The following is a 25424-nucleotide window of genomic DNA, read 5'->3' on the forward strand; positions in this document are numbered from 1 at the left end:
GGCTCTGTGGCCGGAAGGCCTGCGGCCGCTACTTCTTCTCCTTGCCGCCGCCGTACGGCAGCGCGGCCAGAGCGGCGATGATCACGAAGGACGCGATCGGGAGCACCACGAACAGACCGAGGGTCTGGGCGACGCTCAGGCCGCTACCCGGGTCGTCGCCGTCGTCCCTGGTGAGGGCCATGGCGGGCGACGACAGCAGCATCATCAGCGTGACCGTTGCGGTGACCGCGCCGGCTCGCAAAGCGTTCCTCTTGTCCACGATGCCAACTTACCCGCCACTTACGAGGGGCCGCTCGGCGGGGTCGGCCTTTCGGGCCGGGGCCCGGTCTGCTGCCCGACGGTCCGCAGCAGGTCAGCCAGGGCACCCGCGGCCGGAGCGGCGGCCAGCGCGTCCAGCGTGACCGGCCGGCCGGAGCCGTCCGCGACCGGAAGCCGCCAGTTCGGGTACTGGTCCCAGGTGCCCGGCAGGTTCTGCGGGCGCGGATCGCCCACCACGTCCGGCAGCCAGACCCCGACCAGCTCGGCCGGGGTGTCCGCCAGGAAGCGGTACAGCGCGGTCGCCGAGAGCGGCTCGTCCTCCCCCAGCAGGCCCAGCCGGGCCAGCTCGGCCCGCCAGTCGGCCAGCTCGGCCGCCGCCTCCGCCTGCTCGTCGCCGAGCGCCCTGGCCAGCAGGCCGAGCCGGTGCCGCAGCTCCACGTGCTCGCCCGACAGCCGGGCGGCCGTCGACGGCAGGTCGTGCGTGGTCAGCGTCGCCAGGCTGCCCGGGCGCCAGCGCCCGGGCGGCAGGATCTCGCCCTTCGCCTGCCAGTCCCGTTCGAACCAGAGCACCGAGGTGCCCAGCACCCCGCGGGCCGCCAGTTCCTCGCGCACACCCGGCTCCACCGTGCCCAGGTCCTCGCCGATCACCGCCGTGCCGGCCCGGTGCGCCTCCAGCGCCAGCACCCCGAGCATCGCCTCGGCGTCGTAGCGGACGTAGGCGCCCTCGATCGGCGCGTGCCCGGCCGGCACCCACCAGAGCCGGAACAGGCCCATGACGTGGTCGATCCGGATCGCGCCGGCGTGCCGGGCGGCGGCGCGGATCAGCTCGGCGAACGGCGCGTAGCCGGCCTCCGCCAGCGCGTCCGGGCGCCAGGGCGGCAGGCCCCAGTCCTGGCCGTGCGCGTTGAAGGCGTCCGGGGGCGCGCCGACCGAGATGCCGGTGGCGAGGACGTCCTGCAAGGCCCACGCGTCGGCGCCGTCCGGGTGGACACCGACCGCGAGGTCGTGGACCAGGCCCACCGGCATGCCGGCGGTGCGGGCCGCCTGCTGGGCGTGCGCGAGCTGCCGGTCGACCTGCCAGGCCAGCCAGCGGTGGAAGCCGACCCGGTCGGCCGACTCGGCGGCCTCGCGGGCGACGTGCGGGGAGTCCGGGTGGCGCAGCCCCTTCGGCCAGGCGTGCCGGTCGGCGCCGTGCTTCTCGGCCAGGGCGTTCCAGACCGCGTACCGCTCCAGCCACGCGCCCTCGCGGGCCCGGTACGCCTCGAAGGCGGCCCGCCGGACCGCGCCGTGCTCCGCCGCGTACCGCTCGAACCGCGCGTACAGCAGCTCCAGCGCGCGGCGCTTGAGCGCCCACACCCCGTCGCGGTCGATCAGGCCGTCGTGCTGCAGCACCTCGGCCCGCAGGCGGGCGGCGCGCAGGACCAGCCCGTCGGCCTCGGCGCGGTCCTCACCGGTCAGGTAGGCGTACTCGGGGACCGCCTCGACCCGCAGGTGGACGGGGTCGGCGAAGCGGCGGGACGACGGGCGGTAGGGCGACGGGTCGGACGGGACGGCGGGCAGGGCCGCGTGCAGCGGGTTGATCTGCAGGAAGCCCGCGCCCAGGCCGGCGCCGGCCCACTGGGCGAGGTCGGCGAGGTCCGCGAGGTCGCCCATGCCCCAGGAGCGGTCCGAGAGCACGGAGTACAGCTGGGCGAGGAAGCCCCAGCTGCGGCCGGGCAGCGCGGGGAGCCGCTCGGGGGCGACGATCAGGTGGGCGGTGCCGGTCCGCCGCTCGTCCCCGGTCCGCCCGGGGACCTCGGCCCGCAGGACGTGACGGCCGAGCGGCAGGTCGGCGGGGAGCCAGTGGGCGTGGCCGCGCGGGAGGTCCCAGCGGCCGCCGTCCTCCAGCTCGACGGTCAGCCGCGCGTCGGCGGGCACGTCCAGTGCGGTCCGCCGGCCCGCCCGGACCACCACGGTCGGGGGCAGCAGGCGGGCGCGCTGTTCGGTGCGGTGGTGCTCCAGCGCGGCCCGGGCGGCGTCGGGGGTGGCCGCGTCCACGCCGAGCGCGGCCAGCACCGCGACCAGCGTCCGTGCGCCCGCCGGCACTCCTCCGGGCCCGTACCGGGCATCCACTCCGTACGCCTGGGCCAGCGCCACCAGCTCCGGCGGAGGGGGCGGCGCGTCCTGCGCCGGCACCTCCAGGCCGTCGGCTCCGTCACGGTCGAGATAAGCGGCCACTCGCGGCTCCTGCGATGTCTCGGCAACGCCCAGTCAGGACAGCCACAGTCCTACCCGCGTGACGCCCCGGCGACCCTGCGCGACACACGGACCCGGGGGTGGCACGGGAGCACCGGGTCCGCCGGGGGCGCGCGCACGGGACGTCGGCCGGGCCCGCGTCCCGCTCCGGCGAGCGCGTTCGCGACCGGGGCTTTCGGTGCGGGGGCGAAGGGTTGGAGTCCGGGGTAAATCGGACAAAGTAGTCATACCCGTCGGCGACGTTGACACCGGGAGGGGTAGCTGGTGGGCTTTGGCGCGATGTGGTTCCTGGCGAGGAGGCTCCTGTGCAAGCCCGAGTGTCCGAGGTAGCCGGGCGGCGGCTGCGTCAGCAGCTGGAGCAGAGCCCGGCGCTGCGTGACGTGTTGCAGCACCCGGCGGCCCTCGCGGCGCGGCGGGCGACAGCACGGACCTGCCGTCAGCTGGCGCCGAGGACGGCGGACCGGCTGATCGCCGATCTCAAGGGGACGTCTCCGCTGCTGCCGTCGGTGCGCGCCGAGCGCGCGCTGGCCGCGCGGCCCGGGGCACCGAGCCGGCGGACCCTCCAGGTGGCGGCGACGCTGTCGGCGGCGGCCGTGGTCGGCGGACTGCTGGTGAGCGGTCCGGCCGCGTACGCGTACTCGCCGGGACCGGACGTGGTGAGCACCGCGAGCAACGCGGCGCAGACGCCGCTGGGCAACGTGAGCAACCCTCAGGTGTTCCCGCGTCCGCAGGAGATGGGCGTGGCCGGGAAGCCGGTCACCGTGCCGACCGGCGTCACCCTGGTGGTCTCGCCGAAGGCGGACCACGGTGCGGTGGACGCGGTGCACGAGGTGCTGGGCGTGGCCGGGGCCACCGTGATCACCCCGCGGTCGGAGCCCGGCACGCCGGTCGCCGGCGACCTGGTGGTGTACGTCGGCGGGCCCGCCGAGGGCGCGGGCGGCGCGACCGACCGGGTGCTGCGGGAGCTGACCGCGGCCGCGGGCGGCAAGGACACCGCGGCGCCGACCACGGCCGGGATGCCGGCCGGCGGGTACGTGCTGTCGGCCGGTCAGCTGCCGGTGCAGGGCGGCGGGACGTACGGCGTGGTGGTGCTGGCCGGCACCGACGCGGCGGGCACCTTCTACGCCGCGCAGTCGCTGCGCCAGCTGCTGGCCGTCGTCCCGGCCGGGCAGGGGCAGGCGCCGGGTGCGGCCGGTCTCGGACTGCCGGGCGTCACGCTGCGGGACTGGCCGTCCGGCGCGCCGGTGCGCGGCACCGCCGAGGCGTTCTACGGCACCCCGTGGACCCAGCAGCAGCGGCTCGACCAGCTGGACTTCCTCGGCCGGGCCAAGCAGAACCTCTACCTCTACGCGCCGGGCGACGACCCGTACCGGCTCTCCCGCTGGCGGGACGCCTACCCGCAGGGGAAGGCCGACGACCTGCGGGCCCTGGCCGCCCGGGCCGCGCACAACCACGTGACGGCCGGGTACGCGATCGACCCCGGTCAGTCCTTCTGCTACAGCTCCGCGAAGGACGCGGACGCGCTGGTGGCCAAGCTGGACGGGCTGCGGAAGCTCGGCTTCGGCGCGTTCCAGCTGCAGTTCCTGGACGTCTCCTACGACGAGTGGCACTGCTCCGAGGACCGCGCCAAGTACGGCACCGGGCCGGCCGCCGCCGCCAAGGCGCAGGCCGAACTGGCCGGCCGGGTGCAGGACCGGCTGATCGCCCGCAACCCCGGGCTGGCCGCGCTCTCGGTGGTGCCCACCGAGTACCACCAGCAGGGCGCCACCCCGTACCGGACCGCGCTGGCCGCGGCGCTGCCGGCGGGCGTCCAGGTCGCCTGGAGCGGGGTCGGCGTGATCCCGGAGCGGATCACCGGCACCCAGGCCGCCGACACCGCGAGCCTGTACGGGCACCCGCTGGTCACCATGGACAACTACCCGGTCAACGACGCCACCCCGGACCGGCTCTTCCTGGGGGCCTACACCGGGCGCGACACCGAGGTGGCGACCCGTTCGGCCGTCATGCTGACGGGCGCGATGCAGCAGCCGGTCGCCTCCCGGATCGCGCTGGCCACCGCCGGTGACTTCGCCTGGAACCCCGCCGGGTACAAGCCGGAGGAGTCCTGGCAGGCCGCGCTGCGCTCGCTGGCCGGTCCGACCGCCTCGGCCGCGACGCCCGCCGGCGCGGCCCTGGCCGCCGTCACCGCGCTGGCCGGCAACAGCGCCTCGTCGCCGCTCGCCAAGCAGGAGTCCGGCTACCTGCTGCCGCTGCTGGAGCGGTTCTGGGCCACCGCCGAGCCGACCTCCGGCGTGGCGCCCGACCTCGCCCGGCTGATCGAGGCGGCCGCCCCGCTGCGGGAATCCTTCGCCGCGATGGCCGGCGCGCAGCAGACCCTCGCCTCGGCGCCGGCCACCGCCCAGCTGGCCGCCGAGTCCGCCTCCTGGCTCGCTCCGCTGCGCGACTACGGCCTGGCCGGACAGGCGGCCGTGGACATGCTGGTGGCCCAGCGGGGCGGCGACGGCGGGGCCGCCTGGAAGGCCCGGGTCGAGCTGAACAAGCTCCGCGAGCAGCTCGGCCAGAGCCCGGCGACGGTCGGCGCAGGCGTGCTCGGCCCGTTCCTGGAGCGGGCGCTGCGGGCCGCCGACACCTGGGCCGGCGTGCTCGACGGCGGCGTCACCCCGACCACCACCCTGGGCACCGCGCACGACCACCTCCCCGCGCTGATGACCGACGGTGTCGCCGACACGTTCTACTGGAGCTCGGCGCCGCCGCAGCCCGGCGACTCGGTCGGTCTGGACCTCGGCGACGGCCGCCCGGTCGGCAGCGTCACCGTGCTGATGGGCTCCTGGGGCAACGGCCCGGACGGCCAGAACGCACTCGACGACTACCTGCGCGAGGGCGTGCTGGAGTACTCCACCGGCGAGGGCGGCTGGAAGCGGCTGGCCCAGGTGAAGAACCAGAAGTCCGTCTCCGCCCAGCTGCCCGCCGGGACCGTCGTCCGGGCGGTCCGGCTGCGTGCCACCTCGGCGCAGAAGACCGCGGTCGCGGTGCGCGAGTTCTCGGTCACCGCGCCGGACGAGGCCCCGGCCAGCGTCTCCGGCGGCCCGGCCGCACTGCCCGGCTCCTCGGCCGCCGCGGTGCTGGACGGCAACCCGGACACCGCCTACCGGGCGGCCACCGCGCCGACCTCGCTGGACGAGCCGCTCACCGTCGAGCTGGGCGCCGCCCGCCCGCTGGACCGGCTGACCATCCTCACCGACCCGAACGTGCGTGCCTCCGCCGCCGTCGCGGTCCGGCGCGCGGACGGCAGCTGGGCGGAGATCGGCACCATACAGCCGGGCTGGAACGAGCTGTCGGCCGGCGGGCTGCCCGCCGACGCGTTCCGCCTGGCCTGGAAGCCGGGCGGGCAGCCTCCGGTGGTCAACCAGGTGATCCCCTGGTACGCGGACGCCCCGGCGGCCCGGCTCAGCCTGGCCGACACGGCGGTCGACGCGGTCATCGGGGCCGGCGCGCCCGTCCAGGCCCGGGCCACCGTCGAGGCCGGCCGGCCGGAGGGGGTGACCGGCGAGCTGCGGACGGAGGTGCCGGCCGTCGCCAAGGGGCTGACCGTGACGCCCGCGACCGGTGTGAGCGTGCCGCGCGGCGGCCGGGTCGGCGTCCCGCTGCTGGTCACCGCGGGGCCGGACACGCCGTCGGGCACCTACCAGGTGCCGGTGGTGTTCGTGACCGGGCAGACCAGCGTGCGGCAGGTGCTCCAGGTGCACGTGGTGCCGCCGACCGGCGGACCGGACCTGGCGATCACCGCCGAGGCGACCTCGTCGGCCGACGAGACGCCGCACTTCCCCGCCTCGGCCGTGGCCGACCAGGATCCGAAGAGCCGGTGGTCGTCGCCGGCCGCCGACGACGCCTGGGTGCAGCTGGAGCTGCCGCGGGCCGTCCACCTGGGCTCGGCGGTGCTGCACTGGCAGGCGGCGTACGCCGCCGCGTACAAGATCCAGGCCTCGGCGGACGGCCGTTCCTGGACCACCGTGGCGACGGTGGAGGACGGCAGGGGCGGCAACGAGACGGTGCGGTTCGACGCGCCGGGGGCGAAGTACCTGCGGGTGCAGGGCGTGGCCCGGGCCACCAAGTACGGCTACTCGCTCTGGGGCGTCGAGCTGTACGCCGTCGCCGCGGCGGCGGGGGCGACCCCGCCGGTGACACCGCCCGTCACGCCGCCGGTGACGCCTCCGGGCGGGCAGCCCGGCGGTGGCGGACAGCCGGGCGGCGGACAGCAGGGTGGCGCGCAGCAGGGCGGCGGACAGGCCGGCGGACAGCCGACCACGGTGCCGACCGCCCCGGCGACCACCCCGGCGCCGTCGGCCACGCCCACCGGGCCGACTCCGGCCCCGTCCGGCTCGACCGGCGCTCCGACGGGTCCGCCGGCGAAGCCGTAGCGGGGGTGCCGGACCGGGCGCGGGATCCTGCGCCCGGTCCGCCGTCCCCGCGGGCGCGCACGGCCGCACGGGCCCGGGCACGGGCACGCGGGACCTGCGTGCGCACGGTGGGCGGGAGGGCGGCCGGGCCCGGCAACGCGGCGGGCCGCCGCGCTCCCCGTCTGCGGGGTGCGTGGCGGCCCATGAGGCGTACCGGGAAATCTGTCGGGCAAGCCCTTGTGGAGCGGTGGTCAGGCGGAGAGCGGTTCGGGCTGCTCACCGCGGCGGACGGGTGCGGAGTGGGCTGAGTGGGCGGAGTGGGCCGAGTGCGCCCGGCCGAGCGGCACCGGATGGGTGGCCTCGGTATGGTCGTGGTGTTCGTACTCGCCCCACTGCGGGGCGCGCAGCTGGTCACCGCCGCCGTACGGCTCCAGGTAGGGCCGCCAGCGCGGATCCTTGATCCCGGTGCCGATGATCCGCCAGGCCAGGCCGGACGGCGGGGCCGGCGGGCGCTTCATCCGCCAGCCGAGTTCGGTGAGGTGGCGGTCGGCCTTGGTGTGGTTGCAGCGGCGGCAGGCGGCCACCACGTTGTCCCACCGGTGCTGGCCTCCCCGGCTGCGCGGGATGACGTGGTCGACGCTGGTGGCGGCGGCCCCGCAGTAGACGCAACGGCCGTGGTCGCGGGCGAACAGCGCCCGACGGGTGAGCGGGACGGGCCCGCAGAACGGGACCCGGACGAAGCGGGTCAGTCGGACGACGGACGGCGCCGGAAGGGCGCTGGTGGCGCTGTGCAGAGTGACACCCGAGTCCTCAAGGCTGACTGCCTTGTGATTGAGGACGAGGATGAGTGCGCGGCGCATCGATACGACGCCGAGTGGCTCGTAGGACGCGTTGAGGACCAGGACATGCGGCACGGATGCCTCCTTGGACGCCTGCGGCGCGTGGCTCGCGCCGGGACGAGCGGTTGGATCACACAGCGGGTGCGTGATCTCCCCCAGTGTCGCCTTACGCCTTTGTACGGCGCCACCACTCCTGTGTAACGGACCTGACGTGAACTCCGGATGTGGCTTCTGTCATACCCGGTATGCCCGGGGGAAGGGCGGGTTGCACCCCGGTGCCCGGAGGGTGCTCCGGGGCGCCCTCGCGGGGGAAGGCTGGGCCGGTCGGAGCAGCGGGGCGCACGGGGCGGGAACCGGTCGGACCCCGTCGGAGCAGCACGGACGGCGGGCCGGCCGGTGGGGGCGGCGGGGGTGAACCGCGGGGCGGGCGGGGCTGCGGGCAGCGCGCCGGGGCGTTGACGGGGCGTCCGTCCGGCCGCCGCGCGCCCTCGGAAGAGCGGTGGCCGGACCGTGGGAGAGCCGTGGGAGGGCGGTGCAGAGGCCGTCGGCGTGTCAGGGTGCCGGGTGGGCGGCGGATAGGGTAGAGCGGACGGTCCGCAGGCCAGGGGCGTGCCTCCCGGGTGTGCCTCCGCGGCGGCGGGCTGTGCCACGCACCCTGCAGGAAGGTCCCGCACGTGTTCAGGTCCGGTGCCGCCGGCCTCCTCGCCGACGCGTCCGTCACGCCGTCGGCCTCGACGCCGAACCCGTCCCCCAGTCCCACGGCCCCGGGGCTGCCGCAGCTCGACCTCAGAATCCCGACCAGCGCGCAGGAGGTCTCCGACACCACCCGGCAGGCCGCCAGCTGGTTCGACTCGCACTGGCAGGAGTGGCTGGCGAGCGGGGTCCGGATCGTCTTCATCGTCGTGCTGGCCCTGGTGCTGCGCGCGATGGTCCGCAAGCTGATCTCCCAGCTGATCGCGCGGATGGTCAAGCCCGGCGAGGGCGAGGACGAGCCCGGACGGCTGGGCGGGCTGCTGGCCAACACCGGGGTGGTCAACCCCGAGCGGCGGCAGCAGCGCTCGGAGGCGATCGGCTCGGTGCTGCGCAGCGTCGCGTCCTTCAGCATCCTGGGGACGGCCGCGCTGATGGTGCTGTCGGCGCTCGGGGTGAACCTGGCCCCGCTGCTGGCCAGTGCCGGTGTGGCCGGTGTGGCGATCGGTTTCGGCGCCCGCAACCTGGTCACCGACTTCCTCTCCGGGGTCTTCATGATCATGGAGGACCAGTACGGCGTCGGCGACGAGATCGACACCGGGGTGGCCACCGGCACGGTGCTGGAGGTCGGCCTGCGGGTGACCAAGCTGCGCGGCGCGGGCGGCGAGATCTGGTACATCCGCAACGGCGAGGTGAAGCGGATCGCCAACATGAGCCAGGGCTGGTCGACCGCCTCGGTGGACGTCCAGGTCGGGTACAAGGAGGACCTGCTGCGGGTCGAGGCGCTGATCCAGGAGACGGCGGAGGCCCTGGCCAAGGAGGCGCCGTTCGACGAGCTGGTCTGGGCGCCGTTCTCGATCCTGGGCGTGGAGTCGGTGGCCGTGGACTCGGTGGTGCTGCGGGTCGAGGCGCGGACGGCCCCGGGCAAGTCGCTGAGCGTGGCGCGGGCCCTGCGGCAGCGCCTGAAGGTCGCGTTCGACCAGGCCGGGATCAAGGTCAAGGAGGAGGTCGCGCCGGTCGCCGCCGATGCGGGCGCGGCTACCGGAACGGCCACCGCCGGAGTGGTGCTGACCACCGCGTCGGCGGCCTCGCCGGGCGCCGACCCGGCACCGCCGTCGGCGCTGGCCGACCCGAACTCGCCCCGCTACCAGGCGACGGCGCCGATACCGGCTCCCGTGAAGCCGGTCGACGACGCGGCCAAGGCGCCCTGACCGGGTAGCGGGCCGCCGCCCCGGCAGAGCCCGTGAACGAACGAGAGCCCCGTCTCCGCGCACGCCGGAGGCGGGGCTCACTGCTGCCCGGTAACGCTTCGGCATCCACCGGGGGAAGGGCCATTGACACCCTCGTGACGGGGACCGTACGGTCCTGTCTCAAGCGACTGGAAAGTTTCCTAACAGTTCGCCCGGGCCCGTCCGCCGGGCAGCCGACCAGCAGGAAGAGGAGGAGGATCTCCGCGTGACCAGGACCACCGCCAAGGCCCCCCTCGCCGGCACCCCCAGCCTGCTGCGCGCGATCAACGACCGCGCCGCCCTCGAACTGCTGCTGGAGAACGGCCCGCTCTCCCGTACCCAGATCGGCACGTTGACCGGACTCTCCAAGCCCACCGCCTCCCAGCTGCTGGCCCGTCTGGAGGCGGCCGGGCTGGTCCTGCCGGTGGGCACCACGGCGGGCGGACCGGGCCCCAACGCGCAGCTGTACCAGGTGAATCCGGCCGCCGGCCACGTCGCCGGGCTGGACGTCACCAACAGCCACGTCCGGGTCGCCGTCGCCGACATCACCGGCTCCACGCTCACCGAGGACGTCGTCCCCACCAAGGGGTGGACGGCCGCCGAGACCGTCCCCCGGGTCGCCCGGGTGGTCGCCGACGCGACCCGGTCCGCCGGGCTGGCCGAGGGCAGCCTGCACACCGTCGTGATCGGCGTCGGCGGGGCGCCCGACCCCGGCACCGGCAAGCTCAGGTACGCCTCCCACCTGCCCGGCTGGCACGCGCCGCGGCTGGTCGAGGAGCTGTCCGGGGCGATCGGCGCGCCGGTGTCGATCGAGAACGACGTGAACCTGGCCGCCGTCGCCGAGCAGGCCTCCGGCGCGGCGCACGGGTTCGAGGACTTCGTCCTGCTCTGGGCCGGCGAGGGCACCGGCGCCGCGATCGTGATCGCCGGCCGCCTGCACCGCGGCTTCACCGGCGGCGCCGGCGAGGTCGGCTACATGCCGGTGCCCGGCGCCCCGGTGCTGCGGGACGTGCGCCGCCGCAACTCCGGCGGGTTCCAGGAGCTGGTCGGCGCCCCCGCCGTCCGGGCCCTGGCCCGGGAGCACGGACTCGGCGCGCCGACCGCGGAGGAGACGCTCGCCAAGGCGCTGCGGACCCCGGGCGCCGGCGACGCGTTCCTCACCGAGCTGGCGGGCCGGCTGGCCGTCGGACTGGCCGTGATCGTCGCCGTCGTCGACCCCCAGCTCGTGGTGGTCTCCGGCGGTGTGCCGACCGCGGGCGGCGAACGGCTGCGGGCGCTGGTCGAGGAGGAGCTGGCCCGGATCTCGATCGCCCGCCCGGAGGTCCGCAGCAGCACCCTGTCCGGTTCGCCCGTCCTGCTGGGCGCGCTGCAACGCGCGCTGGCGGCCGCCCGCGAGGCGGTCTTCTCCACCCACTGAGGTCCACCCGCCCACCGAAGTTCACACCAGCGACGCTCCCACCACGGACGCTTCCACCACCGGCGTCAGAACCACCGGTTCAGAACCACCGGCGTCCGACCCATCGGCGCCCGAGTCACCGGCGCTCCCACCGAGCACCGCCTGGACCACCTGAACCACCTGGCTCCACCCGCACCAGCCACCACCCGCACCACCCGCACCACCCGCACCGCTCGATCCCTGCACCCACTCTCCCCAACCCCCTACGCGGGACCCGAGGCAATGACGCCTGCCCGCGCACCCCCAGGAGGACCTCGAAGTGCACTCCACCACCTCCCGCAGAGGCCGCCGTACGATCGCCGCCGTCACCGGCAGCGCCGTCCTGGCCCTGCTGGCCACCGCCTGCACCGGATCCAGCGACGGCAGCGGCAGCGACGACTCGGCCAGCGGCAAGGACGTCACCATCACCTTCTGGCACGGCTGGAACCAGCCCGCCGAGGTGAAGGCGATCAACGACAACATCGCCGCCTTCGAGAAGGCCCACCCGAACATCCACGTCAAGACGACCGAGAACATCGGTGACGACAAGGTCAACCAGGCACTGCGGGCCGGTGGCGACGCTGCCCCGGACGTGGTCTCCTCGTTCACCACCAACAACGTCGGCATGTTCTGTTCGACCAAGGCGTTCGCCGACCTCAAGCCCTTCCTGGCGAAGGACAACATCGACCCGGCCAAGACCTTCCCGGCCGCGATGCTCAACTACACGCAGTTCCAGGGCAACCAGTGCTCCCTGCCGCTGCTCGGCGACGCCTTCGGCCTGTACTACAACAAGAAGGCCTTCGCCGACGCCGGGATCGCCGGCCCGCCGAAGACCTTCAGCGAGTTCGCCGAGACCGCCACCAAGCTCACCCTCGCCGAGGGCGACAGCTACAAGCAGCTCGGCTTCATGCCGCTGTACCACGGCTACGAGTCGACCACCGAGCACTTCCTCGGCCAGTACGGCCCGAGCTACTTCGACGCCTCCGGCAAGTCCAGCATCGCCGCCGACCCGAAGATCGCGGCGATGATGAACTGGCAGAAGGGCCTGGTCGACAAGCTCGGCGGCTACGACAAGCTGGACAAGTTCCGGGCCACCTTCGGCGAGGAGTTCAGCGCCAAGAACCCCTTCCACACCGGCCAGGTCGCGATGGCCATCGACGGTGAGTGGCGCACCGCCTCGCTCGCCGAGAACAAGCCGGACTTCGAGTGGGCGACCGCGCCGTTCCCGGTGCCGGACGACCAGGCCTCCACCTGGGGCCGCGGCTACCAGACCGGCACCATCATCGGCATCGCCAGCACCAGCAAGAAGCAGGCCGCCGCCTGGGAGCTGACGAAGTTCCTCACCACCGACACCGACGCGGTGGTCTCGTTCGCCAACGCGATCCACAACGTGCCCAGCACCTTCGCGGCGCTCGACTCGCCGAAGCTGATCAGCGACCCGAACTTCAAGACCTTCCTGGACATCGCGAAGAACGCGAACTCCAGCACCACGCCGGCCAGCGTCAACGGCGGCGGCTACATCGTCTCGGTGCAGAACCTCGGCTACGAGTTCGAGTCCGGCAGGCAGACCGATCTCGCGGCCGGTCTCGCGGCCACCGCCAAGGAGATCGACGCCGCCATCGCCCAGGCCAAGTAGCGCGGAACGGTTCACGGAGCTCCCATGTCACTCGCGTCCGACACCCGCAGGGGCACCGGACCGACCGACCCGGCGGCGCCCTCCACGCAGCACCTGCTGCGCCGGAAGCGCCGCCGGGAGGCGGCCCGCACCCTGGCCTTCCTCTCCCCCTGGCTGATCGGCTTCGCGGTCTTCTTCCTGTACCCGCTGATCTCCACGGTCTACTTCTCGTTCACCAAGTACAACGGCTTCGGCGCACCCGCCTTCAACGGCCTGAAGAACTGGGACTACGTCTTCAACGACCTCCCGGCCTTCTGGAAGGGCCTGCGCAACACCGTGTGGCTGGTCTTCATCATGGTGAGCCTGCGGGTGGCGTTCGGCCTCGGCATCGGGCTGCTGATCACCAAGGTCAAGACCGGTGCCGGACTCTTCCGCACCGCGTTCTACCTGCCGTACCTGGCACCGCCGGTGGCCGCGACCGTCGCCTTCGCCTTCCTGCTCAACCCCGGCACCGGACCGGTCAACCACTTCCTCGGCGAGATCGGACTGCCCCAGCCGGGCTGGTTCGCCGACCCGACGTGGTCGAAGCCCGCCCTCACCATGCTCGCCATGTGGGGCATCGGCGACCTGATGGTCATCTTCATGGCGTCCCTGCTGGACGTCCCGAGGGACCAGTACGAGGCCGCCGAACTCGACGGCGCCGGGCCGTTCCAGCGGTTCCGGTTCGTCACCCTGCCGAACATCTCGCCGATCATCATGTTCGCGGTGGTCACCGGCGTCATCCAGACCATGCAGTACTACACCCAGGCGATCGTCGCCGCGAAGGTCACCAGCGGCAACGCGGGCAACTCCGGGCAGCAGTTCGAACCGGGCTACCCGCAGGGATCCACCTGGACCCTGCCGCAGATGGTCTACAACCTCGGCTTCCAGCGCTTCAACTACGGCGCGGCGTGCGTCGTCGCCCTGGTGCTGTTCGCCATCTCGATGGCCGTCACCTCGCTCCTGCTCCGCCGCAAGTCCGGCTTCATGGCGAGCGACGACTAGCGGCCCAGTGAGGACACGATCATGACTCTCAGCTCCACCCTCACGGCGAAGGCCCCCGCGGAGGGGCCCGCCCGGCGCGGCGCCCCCGGCGCCGCGGCCCGCGCCGCCCGCCGCCGCGCGCTGCTCAACTGGGTGGCCGTGCACTCGCTGGCCGTCGCCGCCGCGCTGTTCTTCCTGCTCCCGCTCGTCTTCGCCTTCCTCACGTCGGTGATGACGGACAGCCAGGCGCTCACCACCGACTACTGGCCCACCTCCTGGGAGTGGGGCAACTACGCCAAGGTGTGGGACACCCCCGGCTTCCTCACCTGGTGGCGCAACACCCTGCTGTACGCCGGCCTCGGCACCCTGCTGACCATCGTCTCCAGCCTTCCGGTGGCCTACGCGCTCGCCAAGTTCCGCTTCCGCGGCCGCAATCTGGCGCTGATGGCGGTCATCTCGATGATGATGCTGCCGCCCCAGGTCACCATCATCCCGATGTACCTGTTCTGGGCGAAGGAGCTCGGGCTCAGCGGCTCGCTCTGGCCGCTGATCATCCCGATGGCCTTCGGCGACGCCTTCTCGATCTTCCTGCTGCGGCAGTTCCTGCTGACCATCCCCAAGGAGTACATCGAGGCGGCCCGGATCGACGGCTGCGGCGACCTGCGCACCCTCCTCAAGGTCGTCCTGCCGATGGCCAAGCCGGCCATCGCCGCCGTCGCCCTCTTCCAGTTCTTCTACTGCTGGAACGACTACTTCGGCCCGCAGATCTACGCCAGCAACAAGCCCGGCGCCTGGACGCTCTCCTACGGCCTGGAGTCCTTCAAGGGTGCCCACCACACCAACTGGAACCTCACCATGGCCGCCACGCTGCTGGTGATGGCCCCGGTGATCCTCCTCTTCTTCTTCGCACAGAAGGCCTTCATCGAAGGCGTGACACTGACAGGGGTCAAGGGCTGATGTCCACACTCAAGCTGGCCATCGTCGGCGGCGGTTCGACGTACACCCCGGAGCTGATCGACGGCTTCGCCCGGCTGCGGGACACCCTGCCGATCGGCGAGCTCGTCCTGATCGACCCGGCCGCGGACCGCCTGGAGCTGATCGGCGGGCTGGCCCGGCGGATCTTCGCCAAGCAGGGGCACGGCGCCGTGGTGACCACCACGACCGACGTCGAGGCGGGGGTCGCGGACGCGGACGCCGTCCTGCTCCAGCTGCGGGTCGGCGGGCAGGCGGCCCGCAACCAGGACGAGACCTGGCCGCTGGAGTGCGGCTGCGTCGGCCAGGAGACCACCGGCGCGGGCGGGCTCGCCAAGGCGCTGCGGACCGTCCCGGTGGTGCTCGACATCGCCGAGAAGGTCCGGCGCACCAACCCCGACGCCTGGATCGTCGACTTCACCAACCCGGTCGGCATCGTCACCCGGGCCCTGCGGGAGGCCGGCCACAAGGCCGTGGGCCTCTGCAACGTCGCCATCGGCTTCCAGCGGCGGTTCGCCAAGCACCTGGGCGTCGACCCGGAGCTGATCCGGCTCGACCACGTCGGCCTCAACCACCTCACCTGGGAGCGCGGCGTCACCCTGCTCGACGCGCCCGGCGCCGCCGGTGGCCGGGAGGTGCTGCCGGAGCTGCTCGCCGGCTTCGGCCAGGAGATCGCCGACGACCTGCTCCTGCCCCGGCGGGTGATCGAGCGGCTCGGCGTCGTCCCCTCCTACTACCTGCGGTACTTCTACCAGCACGACCAGGTGGTGGAGGAGCTCAAGGTCAAGGGCTCCCGCGCCGCCGAGGTCGCCGAGATCGAGCGGCAGCTGCTGGAGATGTACGCCGACCCCGCGCTCGACACCAAGCCCGAACTGCTCGGCAAGCGCGGCGGCGCGTTCTACTCCGAAGCGGCCGTGCAGCTCATCGCGGCGCTGCTCGGCACCGACGGCGCCACCTCGGTCCAGGTGGTGAACACCCGCAACGACGGCGTCCTGCCGTTCCTGCCGGACGACGCCGTCATCGAGGTGCCGGCCGAGGTCGACGCGGCGGGCGTACGGGCCCTGCCGCAGCGGCCGGTCGAGCCGCTCTACGCCGGCCTGATCGCCTCCGTCACCGCGTACGAGAACCTCGCCCTGGACGCCGCCCTGCGCGGCGGCCGAGACCGGGTCTTCGACGCCCTGCTCGCCCACCCGCTGGTCGGCCAGATCGACCTCGCCGACCGGCTGACGGACCGGCTGCTCGCCCACAACCGCGAGCACCTCGCCTGGGCCTGACCCGCCCGGCCGAACTCCGGCCCGCACTCCGTGGGGGGTGCGGGCCGGGCCGCCGAGGGCCCACCGGCCCTCCGCGAGGAGGCCGCGAGGAGACCTCCCACCCCCGGCCGGGACCAACCACGGCCGGGCCACGTACGAGCCGCGGGGACCTGATGACCCACCAGCCCGAACCACACCTGCCCGGCGTCCTCGCCATCGACGCGGGTAACTCCAAGACCGACGTCGCCCTCATCGGCGCCGACGGCACCGTCCTCGGCTCCGCCCGGGGTGGCGGCTTCACCCCGCAGAAGGTCGGCGGCGCCGCCGCCGTCGCCGGCCTCGCGCCGCTGGTCGAGCAGGCCGCCGCGGCGGCCGGGATCACCGCCTGGAACGGCACGCTGACCAGTCACGTCAGCGCCTGCCTCGCCAACGCCGACCTCCCGGTCGAGGAGGACGCGCTGCGCGTGGCCCTGGAGTCCCACCCGTGGGGCGCCAGCAACACCGTCGTCAACGACACCTTCGGCCTGCTGCGCGCCGGGACCGACGGCCCGCGCGGCGTCGCCGTCGTCTGCGGCGCCGGCATCAACTGCGTCGGCCTGCTGCCCGACGGCCGCACCGCCCGGTTCCCCGCCCTCGGCGAACTGACCGGCGACTGGGGCGGCGGCGCCGGCCTCGCGCTCACCAGCATGTGGCACGCCGTCCGCGCGGAGGACGGCCGCGGCGGGCCGACCGTCCTGGCCCCGGCCATCGCCGAGCACTTCGGCCTGCCCAGCGCCGGCGCCGTCGCCGAGGCCGTCCACCTGGACCACCTGCCGTACGGCCGGCTGCACGAGATCGTCCGGGTGCTGTTCGCGGTCGCGGAGGGCGGCGACCGGGTCGCGCTGGAGCTGATCGACCGGCAGGCCGACGAGATCACCCGGCTCGCGGTCGTCGCCCTGCGCCGGCTGGAACTCCTGGAGGAACCCACCCCGCTGGTGCTCGGTGGCGGCGTGCTCGCCTCGCGGCAGCCGCTGCTGATCGACAACCTCACCGCCCGGCTGGCGGAGGCCGCGCCGCTCGCCGAGCCGCGCGTCGTCGTCGCACCGCCGGTGCTGGGCGCGGCGCTGCTCGGCCTCGACCACCTGGCGGCGGGCGCCGAGGCGCAGGCCCGGGTGCGGGAGGCGTACGACACCGACCGGCCGGTGGCGGCGTAGCGCCCGGTCCCGACGCTTCCGCCCCCGCCCCCGCCGCACCGCTTCCGCCCCCGCCGTTTCCGCCCCCACAGGTTCCGCCCCCGCCGGGTCCGCACACCCGGCGGGGGCGGTCGTGCGTTCACGGCCGGGCGGCGCGGGATCGGGTGGGTCAGATCGGCCGGGCGGGTGGCGACGGGAGGGGTGGACGGGACGCTACGGCGCGGTAACCTGACGGACAGTCAGTTTCTCGGACCGGTCGACGGACCGGTCGAGCAAGGCGGCGCGGAGGCCGACGGCCGGGGCGGGGTGGGACCGGAGAGGCCGGTGGGACGACGGCACCAGGCGTTCACCGACCGGCCATCGGTCCAGGGGAAGTCCATCACCCGGGAGAAGGCTGCCGTCCCTAGCGTCTCCCGACGCACCGCCGACCGTCCCCCTCCTCTCACGAAGGGTCACCCCATGCCCGGACGCAGAGTCGTCGCCGCGGCCACCCTCGGCGCCATGACCGCCGGCGCGCTGGCCGTCACCGCCTTTTCCGGTGCCGCCACCGCGGCGGTCGGGACCACCACGTTCACCCCGGTGGCCGACACCTACGCGTACAGCAGCAACCCGAGCACCAACTACGGAACGTCCGGCCAGCTCGGGGTGGACAACAGCCCGGCCAAGCGGACCTTCCTGAAGTTCACCGTCTCCGGCCTCACCGCACCGGTGACCGGCGCCAAGCTGCGCATCCACACCGACGACGTGTCCGGTGCCGAGAGCGGCAGCGGCGGCACCTTCCGCTCGCTGAGCAGCACCACCTGGTCCGAGACCGGCCTGACCTGGAACAACCAGCCGGCCGTGGACGGCCCGGTGCTGGGCTCGATCGGCTCCGTCTCCCGCAACGCCTGGTACGAGGTGGACGTCACCTCCTACGTCCAGGGGAACGGCACCTTCGCCATCGGCGTGACCTCCGCGTCCAGCGACGGCGCCGACTACGACTCGCGCGAATCCGGCTCCACCGCACCGCAGTTGGTGATCACCACCGACACCGGCACGCCCTCCCCGTCGCCGACCGTGACCTCGTCGCCGACCGCCACGCCCACCGCCACCCCGACCCCCACCACCTCCCCGACCGGCGGCGCGGACCCGGTGCTGGTCGGCGCCGGCGACATCGCCAACTCCGGGAACGGCGACGAGGCCACCGCCAAGCTGCTCGACGGCATCCCCGGCACGGTGTTCAACGCGGGCGACAACGCCTACCCCGACGGCAGCGCCTCGGACTACACCAACTACTACGCACCGACCTGGGGCCGCCACAAGGCACGCACCAAGCCGGCGCCGGGCAACCACGAGTACAACACCTCGGGCGCCACCGGCTACTACAACTACTTCGGCGCCGCGGCCGGCACCGCCGGCCAGGGCTACTACTCCTACGACCTGGGCAACTGGCACGTCGTGGCGCTCAACTCGAACATCTCCACCAGCACCGGCTCCGCCCAGGAGCAGTGGCTCCGCGCCGACCTCGCCGCGAGCAACAAGCCCTGCACGCTGGCGTACTGGCACCACCCGCGGTTCACGTCCGGCTCCAACCACGGCCCGAGCACGTCCGTCGGCCCGCTGGTGCAGGCCCTGTACGACTACAACGCCGACGTGATCGTCACCGGCCACAACCACCAGTACGAGCGGTTCGCGCCGATGAACCCGGGCGGCGCGCTCGACACCACCCGCGGCATCCGGCACTTCGTGGCCGGGATGGGCGGCGCCAGCCACTACAGCTTCGGCACCATCCAGGCCAACAGCGAGGCGCGCAACAGCGACACCTACGGCGTGCTGAAGTTCACGCTGCACAACAACGGCTACACCTGGCAGTTCGTCCCCGAGGCGGGCAAGACGTACAACGACAGCGGCACCACCGCCTGCCACTGACGCCCGGCGCACCCCCCGAGCGACGACGCGGCCGGGACCTCCCCCGGCCGCGTCCCGCCGATCCGCCGACCCCGCGCGGACCACCCCGCACCGCCGTCCCGCGCCGCCACCCCGCACCGCCGTCCCGCGCCGCCACCCCGCGCCGCCGTCCCGCGCCGACCGTCCCCGTGCCGAGCTCGCACCGGCGAAAGGCCACCCGTGTACCTGTCCACCATCGGCCGCCCGGCCGCCGCCGATCCCCCCACCGATCCCCCCGCCGGCCCGAGGAAGCGCCGCTGGGCCCTGGTGGGCGGCAACGTCGTCGCCCTCGGGACGGTCAGCCTGGTGACCGACGTCTCCTCCGAGATGGTCACCGCCGTCCTCCCGCTCTACCTGACCGCCGCCCTGCACCTCGGCCCGGCCGCGTACGGGGTGATCGACGGTCTCTACGGCGGCGCGACCGTGCTGCTGCGCCTGGTCGGCGGCTTCGTCGCCGACCGGATCCAGCGCCGCAAGGTCGTCGCCGGGGCCGGCTACGCGATCTCCGCCGTCGCCAAGCTCGGCCTGCTCGCCGCCGGCTCCGCACCGGCCGCGCTCGGCCTGGTGATCACCGCCGACCGGGCCGGCAAGGGCCTGCGCAGCGCCCCGCGGGACGCCCTGATCACCCTCTCCGCCCCGGAGGGCTCGCTGGGCCGGGCGTTCGGCCTGCACCGCACCATGGACGCGGCCGGCGCCTTCGCCGGCCCGCTGCTCGCGCTGGCGGTCCTGGCCGCCGCCGGACAGGCCTTCGACGCGGTCTTCGTCACCAGCTTCTGCGTCGCCGCCTTCGGCGTCCTGATCCTGGTGCTGTTCGTCCGCGACCACCGCACCCCGATGCCCGCGGCCGGCGCGATCTCCGCCCGCGCCGCGCTGGGCCTGCTGCGGCAGGGCCCGGTGCTGCGGCTGGTGCTGGCCGCCGCGCTGCTCGGGCTGGCCACGATCGGCGACGGCTTCGTCTACCTGCTGCTGCAGCGGCGTTCGGACCTCTCGCTGGGCTGGTTCCCGCTGCTGGCGGTCGGCACCAGCCTGACGTACCTGCTGCTGGCCGCACCGCTGGGCGCGCTCGCCGACCGGATCGGCCGCCTCCCGGTGCTGCTGGGCGGCTACGCGGCCCTGGCCGGCGCGTACCTGCTGCTGTACGGGCCGCTCGACGGGACGGGCGCGACGGTGGCGGTGCTGGCGCTGCACGGCCTCTTCTACGCGGCCACCGACGGCGTGCTGATGGCCCTGGCCGGGCCCCGGCTGCCCGAGGCGCTGCGGACCACCGGCATCGCCCTGGTGCAGAGCGGACAGGCCCTGGCCTACCTGGCCTCCTCGGTGCTGTTCGGGCTGGCCTGGCAGTACTGGGGGCCGGCCACCGCCAGCCGGGCGGCCGCGGCGGCCGTCGTGGTGGCGCTGCTGGGGACCGTCGTCCTGCTGTCCGGCGGTCCGCGCCGCCCCGCCGGCCCGGCCGCTCCCGTGACCACCCCCGACACCCCTGCGAAGGACCCCCGTTGAACCTCACCCCGCGCGCCCGGCTGCTGGCGATAGCCACCGCCGCCCTGCTGCTCGGCGGCGCCGCCACGACGTACACGCTGACCGCCGGCTCCGCACCGGGCACCGCCGCGACGGCCCCGGGCCGCGGCTCCGCCCCCGACTCCGACTCCGACTCCGATCCCGACGGCGACCCCGGCGGCACGGCGGCCGGTCCGCGCATCCAGGTCCTGAGCAACGGCCTGCTCTCGTCCGTCTCCCGCCAGGACCCGGGCGGCAGCCGCGAGGTCGGCAGCCGCCGCTGCGAGCGCGCGTACGCCGCCGCCGGGACGGTCGCCTGCCTCGCCCCGGCCGGCGCCCTGGAGGGGCCCGAACTCGTCGTGCTGGACCGGGCGTCGAACGAGCGCAGGAAGGTCTCGCTGACCGGCCTCCCGAACCGGCTCCGGGTCTCCGCCAGCGGCCGGATGGTCTCCTGGACGCTCTTCGTCGGCGGCGACTCCTACGCGGGCAACTCCTTCTCCACCCGGACCGGCGTCCTCGACACCTCCGGGGGGCAACTCCTCAACACTCTGGAGGAGTTCACGATCACCCGGGACGGCCGGCCGTACCGCGCCGCCGACGTGAACTACTGGGGGGTGACCTTCACCGCGGACGACAACCGGTTCTACGCGACCCTCGCCACCGACGGCCACCGCTACCTGGTGGAGGGCGACCTCGCCGCCCGGACCGTCCGCACGCTCGCCGACAACGTCGAGTGCCCGTCGCTCTCCCCCGACGGCCGCCGGATCGCGTTCAAGCAGGCCGTCGACGGCGACCCCGCCAAGGGCTGGCGCCCCGCCGTGCTGGACCTCGCCACGATGGCCGCCACCCGGCTGCCCGAGCAGCGCTCGGTGGACGACCAGCCCGCCTGGCTCGACGACGCCACCGTCGCGTACGCGATCCAGCGCTCGGACGGGGTCAACGACGTCTGGGGGGTACCGGCCGACGGTTCGGCGGCGCCCGCGCTGCTCGTCCCCGAGGCCAACTCCCCCGCCCCGCTGTCCTGACCGTGCGCCGTCCGCCCGCCTGCCCGCCGCCGTCCGGTTCCGCCGGACCGGCGGAACCGGCGGAGCGGAACCGGGTGTACGGATTCCGCGTGTACGGGGGTGCCGTGTCCGGTCGTCTTCCTGGGAGACTCGCCCCATGACCGCCCCCCGTCGCCTCCTCCTCGCCGTGCTGCTCTGCTGTACCGTCACCGCCGGCCTGGCCGCCTGCACCCCGATCGACGAGGACCCGACGGTGGCGATGGCCTCGGACGACGACGAGGACACGGCCGACGCCGAGGACCTCGACGACGCGGCCCCGTGGGAGGACGGCACGGAGGAGGCGTACGGCGCCGCGACCGACTCCGCGCCGACGGCCCCCTCGCCCGAGTGCACCGACCTCTCGCTGAGCCCCGGCCACCAGGTCGTCCGGGTCGTCGGCGAGATCGAGGGCCGCCTCACCGCCCTCCCCACCCGGTACGTCTGCGACTCCGACGCCCCCGACGACGGCTCCTACGACCCGGTCGGCATCCCCACCGCCTACCCGCTCGCCGCCCGGGTGACCGCCACCCTCGTCGCCCTTGAGGACGGTGAGCCCGCCAAGGAGGTCCAGCTCCCCGTCCTCCTGGAGCACCTCGGCGACTGCCTGGCCGACCGTGAGCCCGACCCGCCGTACGGCTGCTACGGCGACACCTACGACATCGTCCTCGACGCCCGCGGTCGCATCACCCGCATCACGGAGCTGTACCGCCCCTGAGGCCCTGGGCGCCGGGGCGCTTCCCCTCCGCCCCGGACGGCGCCGGCCTCCCGCGGCGGCCCGTACCGGCCTCCGCCCACCGGGCTTGACCTCAAGTGGGGTTCACGTTGTCGGATAGGGCCCAGGCGGTGATCACCACCGCCGGCACGGCACGTGAGGAGGGGTTCGCCATGGCGAACGACGTACTGGTGGTGGGGGCCGTTCCGGCCGAGGTCAGGAACGCGGTGACCGGGGTGGTCGCCGCCCTGGAGAAGGCGTTCAACACCAAGGACGCGACCGCGCTGGGCGAGCAGTTCGGCGAGCAGGCCTCGTGGACCAACGCCCGCGGCCTGCGGCTCGACGGACGGACGGCGATCGCCGAGTTCAGCGGGCCGGCGATGGAGACCTTCCTGCGGGACTCCTACGCCCGGTACGACGTGGTGAAGATCCTGGCGATCGCGGAGGACGTGGTCGCGGTGAACGTCGCCCAGACGCCCACCGACGCCGCGGGCGAACCCGTGGAGGGGGCGCACGGCGCCGCCCTCTACGTGGTGGCCCGCCAGGCGGACGGCTGGAAGATCGTGGCCGGTCAGAACAACGCGGTCGATGCCCCGTCCGCCGGGTGAGTGACGACCGGTCCCGAGCCGGGGGCCGCCTCCGATCCTTCGATCGTGCCAGGAGGCGGCCCCCTTCTCCCTCTTCTCCTACTTGGTGATCCTCGTGACCTGGCCCGCGCCGACGGTCCGGCCGCCCTCGCGGATGGTGAACCGCAGACCCTCCTCCATCGCGACGGGCTGGATCAGGGTGACGGTGATCTCGACGTTGTCCCCGGGCATGACCAGTTCGGTGCCCTCCTTGAGGGTCACCACGCCGGTGACGTCGGTGGTGCGGAAGTAGAACTGGGGCCGGTAGTTGTTGAAGAACGGGGTGTGCCGGCCGCCCTCGTCCTTGGACAGGATGTAGGCCGTCGCCTCGAACTCGGTGTGCGGGGTCACCGATCCGGGCTTGATGATGCACTGGCCGCGCTCGACGTCCTCGCGCTTGATGCCGCGCAGCAGCAGGCCGACGTTCTCGCCGGCCCGCCCCTCGTCGAGCAGCTTGCGGAACATCTCGATGCCGGTGACCGTGGTCGTGGTCTTCTCCGGCTTGATGCCGATGATGTCGACGGTCTCGTTGACCTTCAGCACCCCGCGCTCGATCCGGCCGGTCACCACGGTGCCGCGGCCGGTGATGGTGAAGACGTCCTCGACCGGCATCAGGAAGGGGTGGTCGATGTCCCGCGTGGGCTGCGGGATGCTCTCGTCGACGGCCTTCATCAGACCCAGCAGCTTCTCGCCCCACTCCTTGTCGCCCTCCAGGGCCTTGAGGGCGGAGACCTGGACCACCGGGGTGTTGTCGCCGTCGAACTCGTACTCGGAGAGGAGCTCGCGGACCTCCAGCTCGACGAGCTCCAGGATCTCCTCGTCGTCCACCATGTCGGCCTTGTTCAGGGCGACGACGATGTACGGGACCCCTGACTGGCGGGCCAGCAGGACGTGCTCCTTGGTCTGCGGCATCGGGCCGTCGGTGGCGGCGACGACGAGGATCGCCCCGTCCATCTGGGCGGCGCCGGTGATCATGTTCTTGATGTAGTCCGCGTGACCCGGGCAGTCGACGTGGGCGTAGTGACGCGCCTCGGTCTGGTACTCGACGTGCGCGATCGAGATCGTGATGCCGCGCTGCCGCTCCTCCGGCGCCTTGTCGATCTCGTCGAACGGCGTGAAAGGGTTCAGGTCCGGATAGGCGTCGTGCAGGACCTTGGTGATCGCCGCCGTCAGCGTCGTCTTCCCGTGGTCGACATGGCCGATGGTGCCGATGTTGACATGCGGCTTCGTCCGCTCGAACTTCGCCTTCGCCACGCGCTCCTCCTCAGATGTCGGACCGGGGCGGAGAGCCATCGGCCGACCGCCTGCCCGCGCTGCTCATGGAAAGCGCGGGGCGCGGCCGTCGCACGCGGGGAGGGCGTGCCCCCGCCGCCGCGACCAGGAGTGACCGACCCCGCGCAGAGGGTAACCATAGCGGGCCGGGGGTGCGGCGGAGCCGGGACCACGCCCTCCGGCGGGCCCGGCCCCGCGGGCGCGGCGGTCCCGGCCCGGCCGTCCGGGCCAGTCGTCCGGGCCAGTCGTCCGGGCTAGTCGTCCGGGCTAGTCGTCCGGGCTAGTCGTCCGGGCCCAGGTCCAGGACGGCCTTGCCGAGGACCCGGCGCCCGACGAGCGCGTCCGCCGCCTCGTGGGCCCTGGCCCAGGAGCCGCGCCAGCCGATCTGCGGGGAGAGCCGGTCCGTCGCCACCAGGTGGAGCAGGTGACCGAGGTCGGCACCGACGGGCGTGCTGACGTTGAAGTTCTCCAGCCGACCGTTCGGGCTCTCGACGCGGGCCCGCTCGAAGTCGATGACGGTCGGCTCGCCGGAGGCCTTCCCGATCGCCTGGACGACGCCGCCGCGTTCGAGGCGGTAGAACGCCTCGGCCAGCTGGCTGCCGCCGACGTTGTCGAGCACGCCGTACACCGGCGAGGTCAGCTCCTCCGGGCCGTGCACGATCTCGGCCGCGCCCAGCTCCCGCAGGCCCTCCGCACGGGCCGGGCCGCCGACCGAGGCGACGACGTGCGCACCCCCCAGCGCGAGGAGCTGGACGGCGAAGCGCCCCACCCCGCCCGAGGCGCCGGTGACCAGGACCCGACGGCCGAGGACGGAGCCCAGGCGGCGGACCGCCTGGAGCGCCGTGACCCCGGCCACCGGGAGGGCGCTCGCCGTCCCCAGGTCGACGGCGTCGGGCACGACCGCCAGCTCGGCGGTGTCCACCGCCCGCAGCCGCGCCCAGGCGCCGCCCCACCCGAAGGTGACCACCCGGGCCCCGACGGGTGGACCCGATCCGTCGTCGGCCGACCGGACGACGACACCCGCCGCGTCCCAGCCCGGCACCGTGCCGGGTGGGGTGTCCGGCGACCGGTAGACGATCTCACCGAAGTTGAAGGAGACCGCGCCGACCTCGATCAGCGCCTGTCCGGGCCCGGGTTTCGGATCCGGCACCTCGGCGAAGCTCAGCTGCCGGGGGGCGTTCGGGTCGTGGACGAGTGCCTTCATGGCGGGCCCTTCAGTGCGGAGGATCGGAG

Annotated in this window: 17 protein-coding genes and 1 pseudogene; 13 read left to right on the forward strand and 5 right to left on the reverse strand. The window is 74.0% G+C overall.

Translation table 11 applies throughout. The features are described from left to right. Nucleotides 1–28: 28 nt before the first annotated feature. Together ABZY91_RS24295 and malQ are read right to left on the reverse strand one after the other, a co-directional pair. A complete protein-coding gene (locus ABZY91_RS24295; RefSeq protein WP_329948611.1) occupies nt 29–259 on the reverse strand; it encodes a hypothetical protein in 231 nt (76 codons plus the stop codon). Between the two features lie 20 nt (nt 260–279). Beyond that, complete coding sequence (malQ, locus tag ABZY91_RS24300) at nt 280–2370, reverse strand: 4-alpha-glucanotransferase (protein ID WP_329882071.1); 2091 nt, start codon at nt 2368–2370, stop codon at nt 280–282. 428 nt (nt 2371–2798) lie between these two features. Between malQ and ABZY91_RS24305 the strand changes: the two genes are divergently transcribed. Next, nucleotides 2799–6911: a beta-N-acetylglucosaminidase domain-containing protein gene (locus ABZY91_RS24305; RefSeq protein WP_355405211.1), complete on the forward strand. Its 4113-nt coding sequence runs from the start codon at nt 2799–2801 to the stop codon at nt 6909–6911. 398 nt (nt 6912–7309) lie between these two features. Here the strand turns inward: ABZY91_RS24305 and ABZY91_RS24310 are convergent. Further along, a pseudogene (locus ABZY91_RS24310) lies at nt 7310–7804 on the reverse strand (HNH endonuclease); the annotation flags it as partial. Between the two features lie 599 nt (nt 7805–8403). Between ABZY91_RS24310 and ABZY91_RS24315 the strand changes: the two are divergent. From ABZY91_RS24315 to ABZY91_RS24370, 12 genes are all read left to right on the forward strand, one after another. After that, a complete protein-coding gene (locus tag ABZY91_RS24315; protein WP_329948609.1) occupies nt 8404–9630 on the forward strand; it encodes a mechanosensitive ion channel family protein in 1227 nt (408 codons plus the stop codon). A gap of 244 nt (nt 9631–9874) precedes the next feature. Then, a complete protein-coding gene (locus ABZY91_RS24320; RefSeq protein WP_329882059.1) occupies nt 9875–11065 on the forward strand; it encodes an ROK family transcriptional regulator in 1191 nt (396 codons plus the stop codon). Nucleotides 11066–11363: 298 nt separating this feature from the next. After that, nucleotides 11364–12719: an ABC transporter substrate-binding protein gene (locus ABZY91_RS24325; RefSeq protein ID WP_355405212.1), complete on the forward strand. Its 1356-nt coding sequence runs from the start codon at nt 11364–11366 to the stop codon at nt 12717–12719. 24 nt (nt 12720–12743) lie between these two features. Next, entirely contained in the window at nt 12744–13742 is a 999-nt protein-coding gene (locus ABZY91_RS24330; protein ID WP_329948607.1) for a sugar ABC transporter permease, read from the forward strand. Between the two features lie 21 nt (nt 13743–13763). After that, on the forward strand, nt 13764–14678 hold the full coding sequence (locus ABZY91_RS24335; protein ID WP_329948606.1) for a carbohydrate ABC transporter permease: 915 nt from the start codon (nt 13764–13766) through the stop codon (nt 14676–14678). Further along, entirely contained in the window at nt 14678–15967 is a 1290-nt protein-coding gene (locus ABZY91_RS24340; protein WP_355405213.1) for a 6-phospho-beta-glucosidase, read from the forward strand. The genes ABZY91_RS24335 and ABZY91_RS24340 overlap by 1 nt, the downstream gene beginning before the upstream one ends. Before the next feature lie 152 nt (nt 15968–16119). Then, complete coding sequence (locus ABZY91_RS24345; RefSeq protein ID WP_355405214.1) at nt 16120–17139, forward strand: BadF/BadG/BcrA/BcrD ATPase family protein; 1020 nt, start codon at nt 16120–16122, stop codon at nt 17137–17139. Between the two features lie 438 nt (nt 17140–17577). Then, entirely contained in the window at nt 17578–19026 is a 1449-nt protein-coding gene (locus ABZY91_RS24350) for a DNRLRE domain-containing protein (RefSeq protein ID WP_355405215.1), read from the forward strand. Between the two features lie 198 nt (nt 19027–19224). After that, a complete protein-coding gene (locus tag ABZY91_RS24355; RefSeq protein WP_355405216.1) occupies nt 19225–20541 on the forward strand; it encodes an MFS transporter in 1317 nt (438 codons plus the stop codon). After that, nucleotides 20538–21563, forward strand: a complete 1026-nt coding sequence (locus ABZY91_RS24360) for a hypothetical protein (protein WP_355405217.1) — start codon at nt 20538–20540, stop codon at nt 21561–21563. The genes ABZY91_RS24355 and ABZY91_RS24360 overlap by 4 nt, the downstream gene beginning before the upstream one ends. Before the next feature lie 136 nt (nt 21564–21699). Further along, nucleotides 21700–22296: a hypothetical protein gene (locus tag ABZY91_RS24365; protein ID WP_355405218.1), complete on the forward strand. Its 597-nt coding sequence runs from the start codon at nt 21700–21702 to the stop codon at nt 22294–22296. Nucleotides 22297–22466: 170 nt separating this feature from the next. Next, nucleotides 22467–22901, forward strand: coding sequence for an SgcJ/EcaC family oxidoreductase (locus ABZY91_RS24370; RefSeq protein WP_355405219.1), 435 nt, complete (start codon nt 22467–22469; stop codon nt 22899–22901). Nucleotides 22902–22979: 78 nt separating this feature from the next. On the opposite strand, the gene tuf is transcribed toward ABZY91_RS24370, so the two are convergent. Both tuf and ABZY91_RS24380 read right to left on the reverse strand, forming a co-directional pair. Continuing rightward, on the reverse strand, nt 22980–24173 hold the full coding sequence (gene tuf / locus ABZY91_RS24375) for an elongation factor Tu (protein WP_329948598.1): 1194 nt from the start codon (nt 24171–24173) through the stop codon (nt 22980–22982). Nucleotides 24174–24471: 298 nt separating this feature from the next. Then, nucleotides 24472–25395, reverse strand: coding sequence for a zinc-binding dehydrogenase (locus ABZY91_RS24380; protein WP_355405220.1), 924 nt, complete (start codon nt 25393–25395; stop codon nt 24472–24474). Nucleotides 25396–25424: the final 29 nt, after the last annotated feature.

The sequence above is a fragment of the Kitasatospora sp. NPDC002965 genome (assembly GCF_040611255.1).
Lineage (GTDB): Bacteria > Actinomycetota > Actinomycetes > Streptomycetales > Streptomycetaceae > Kitasatospora.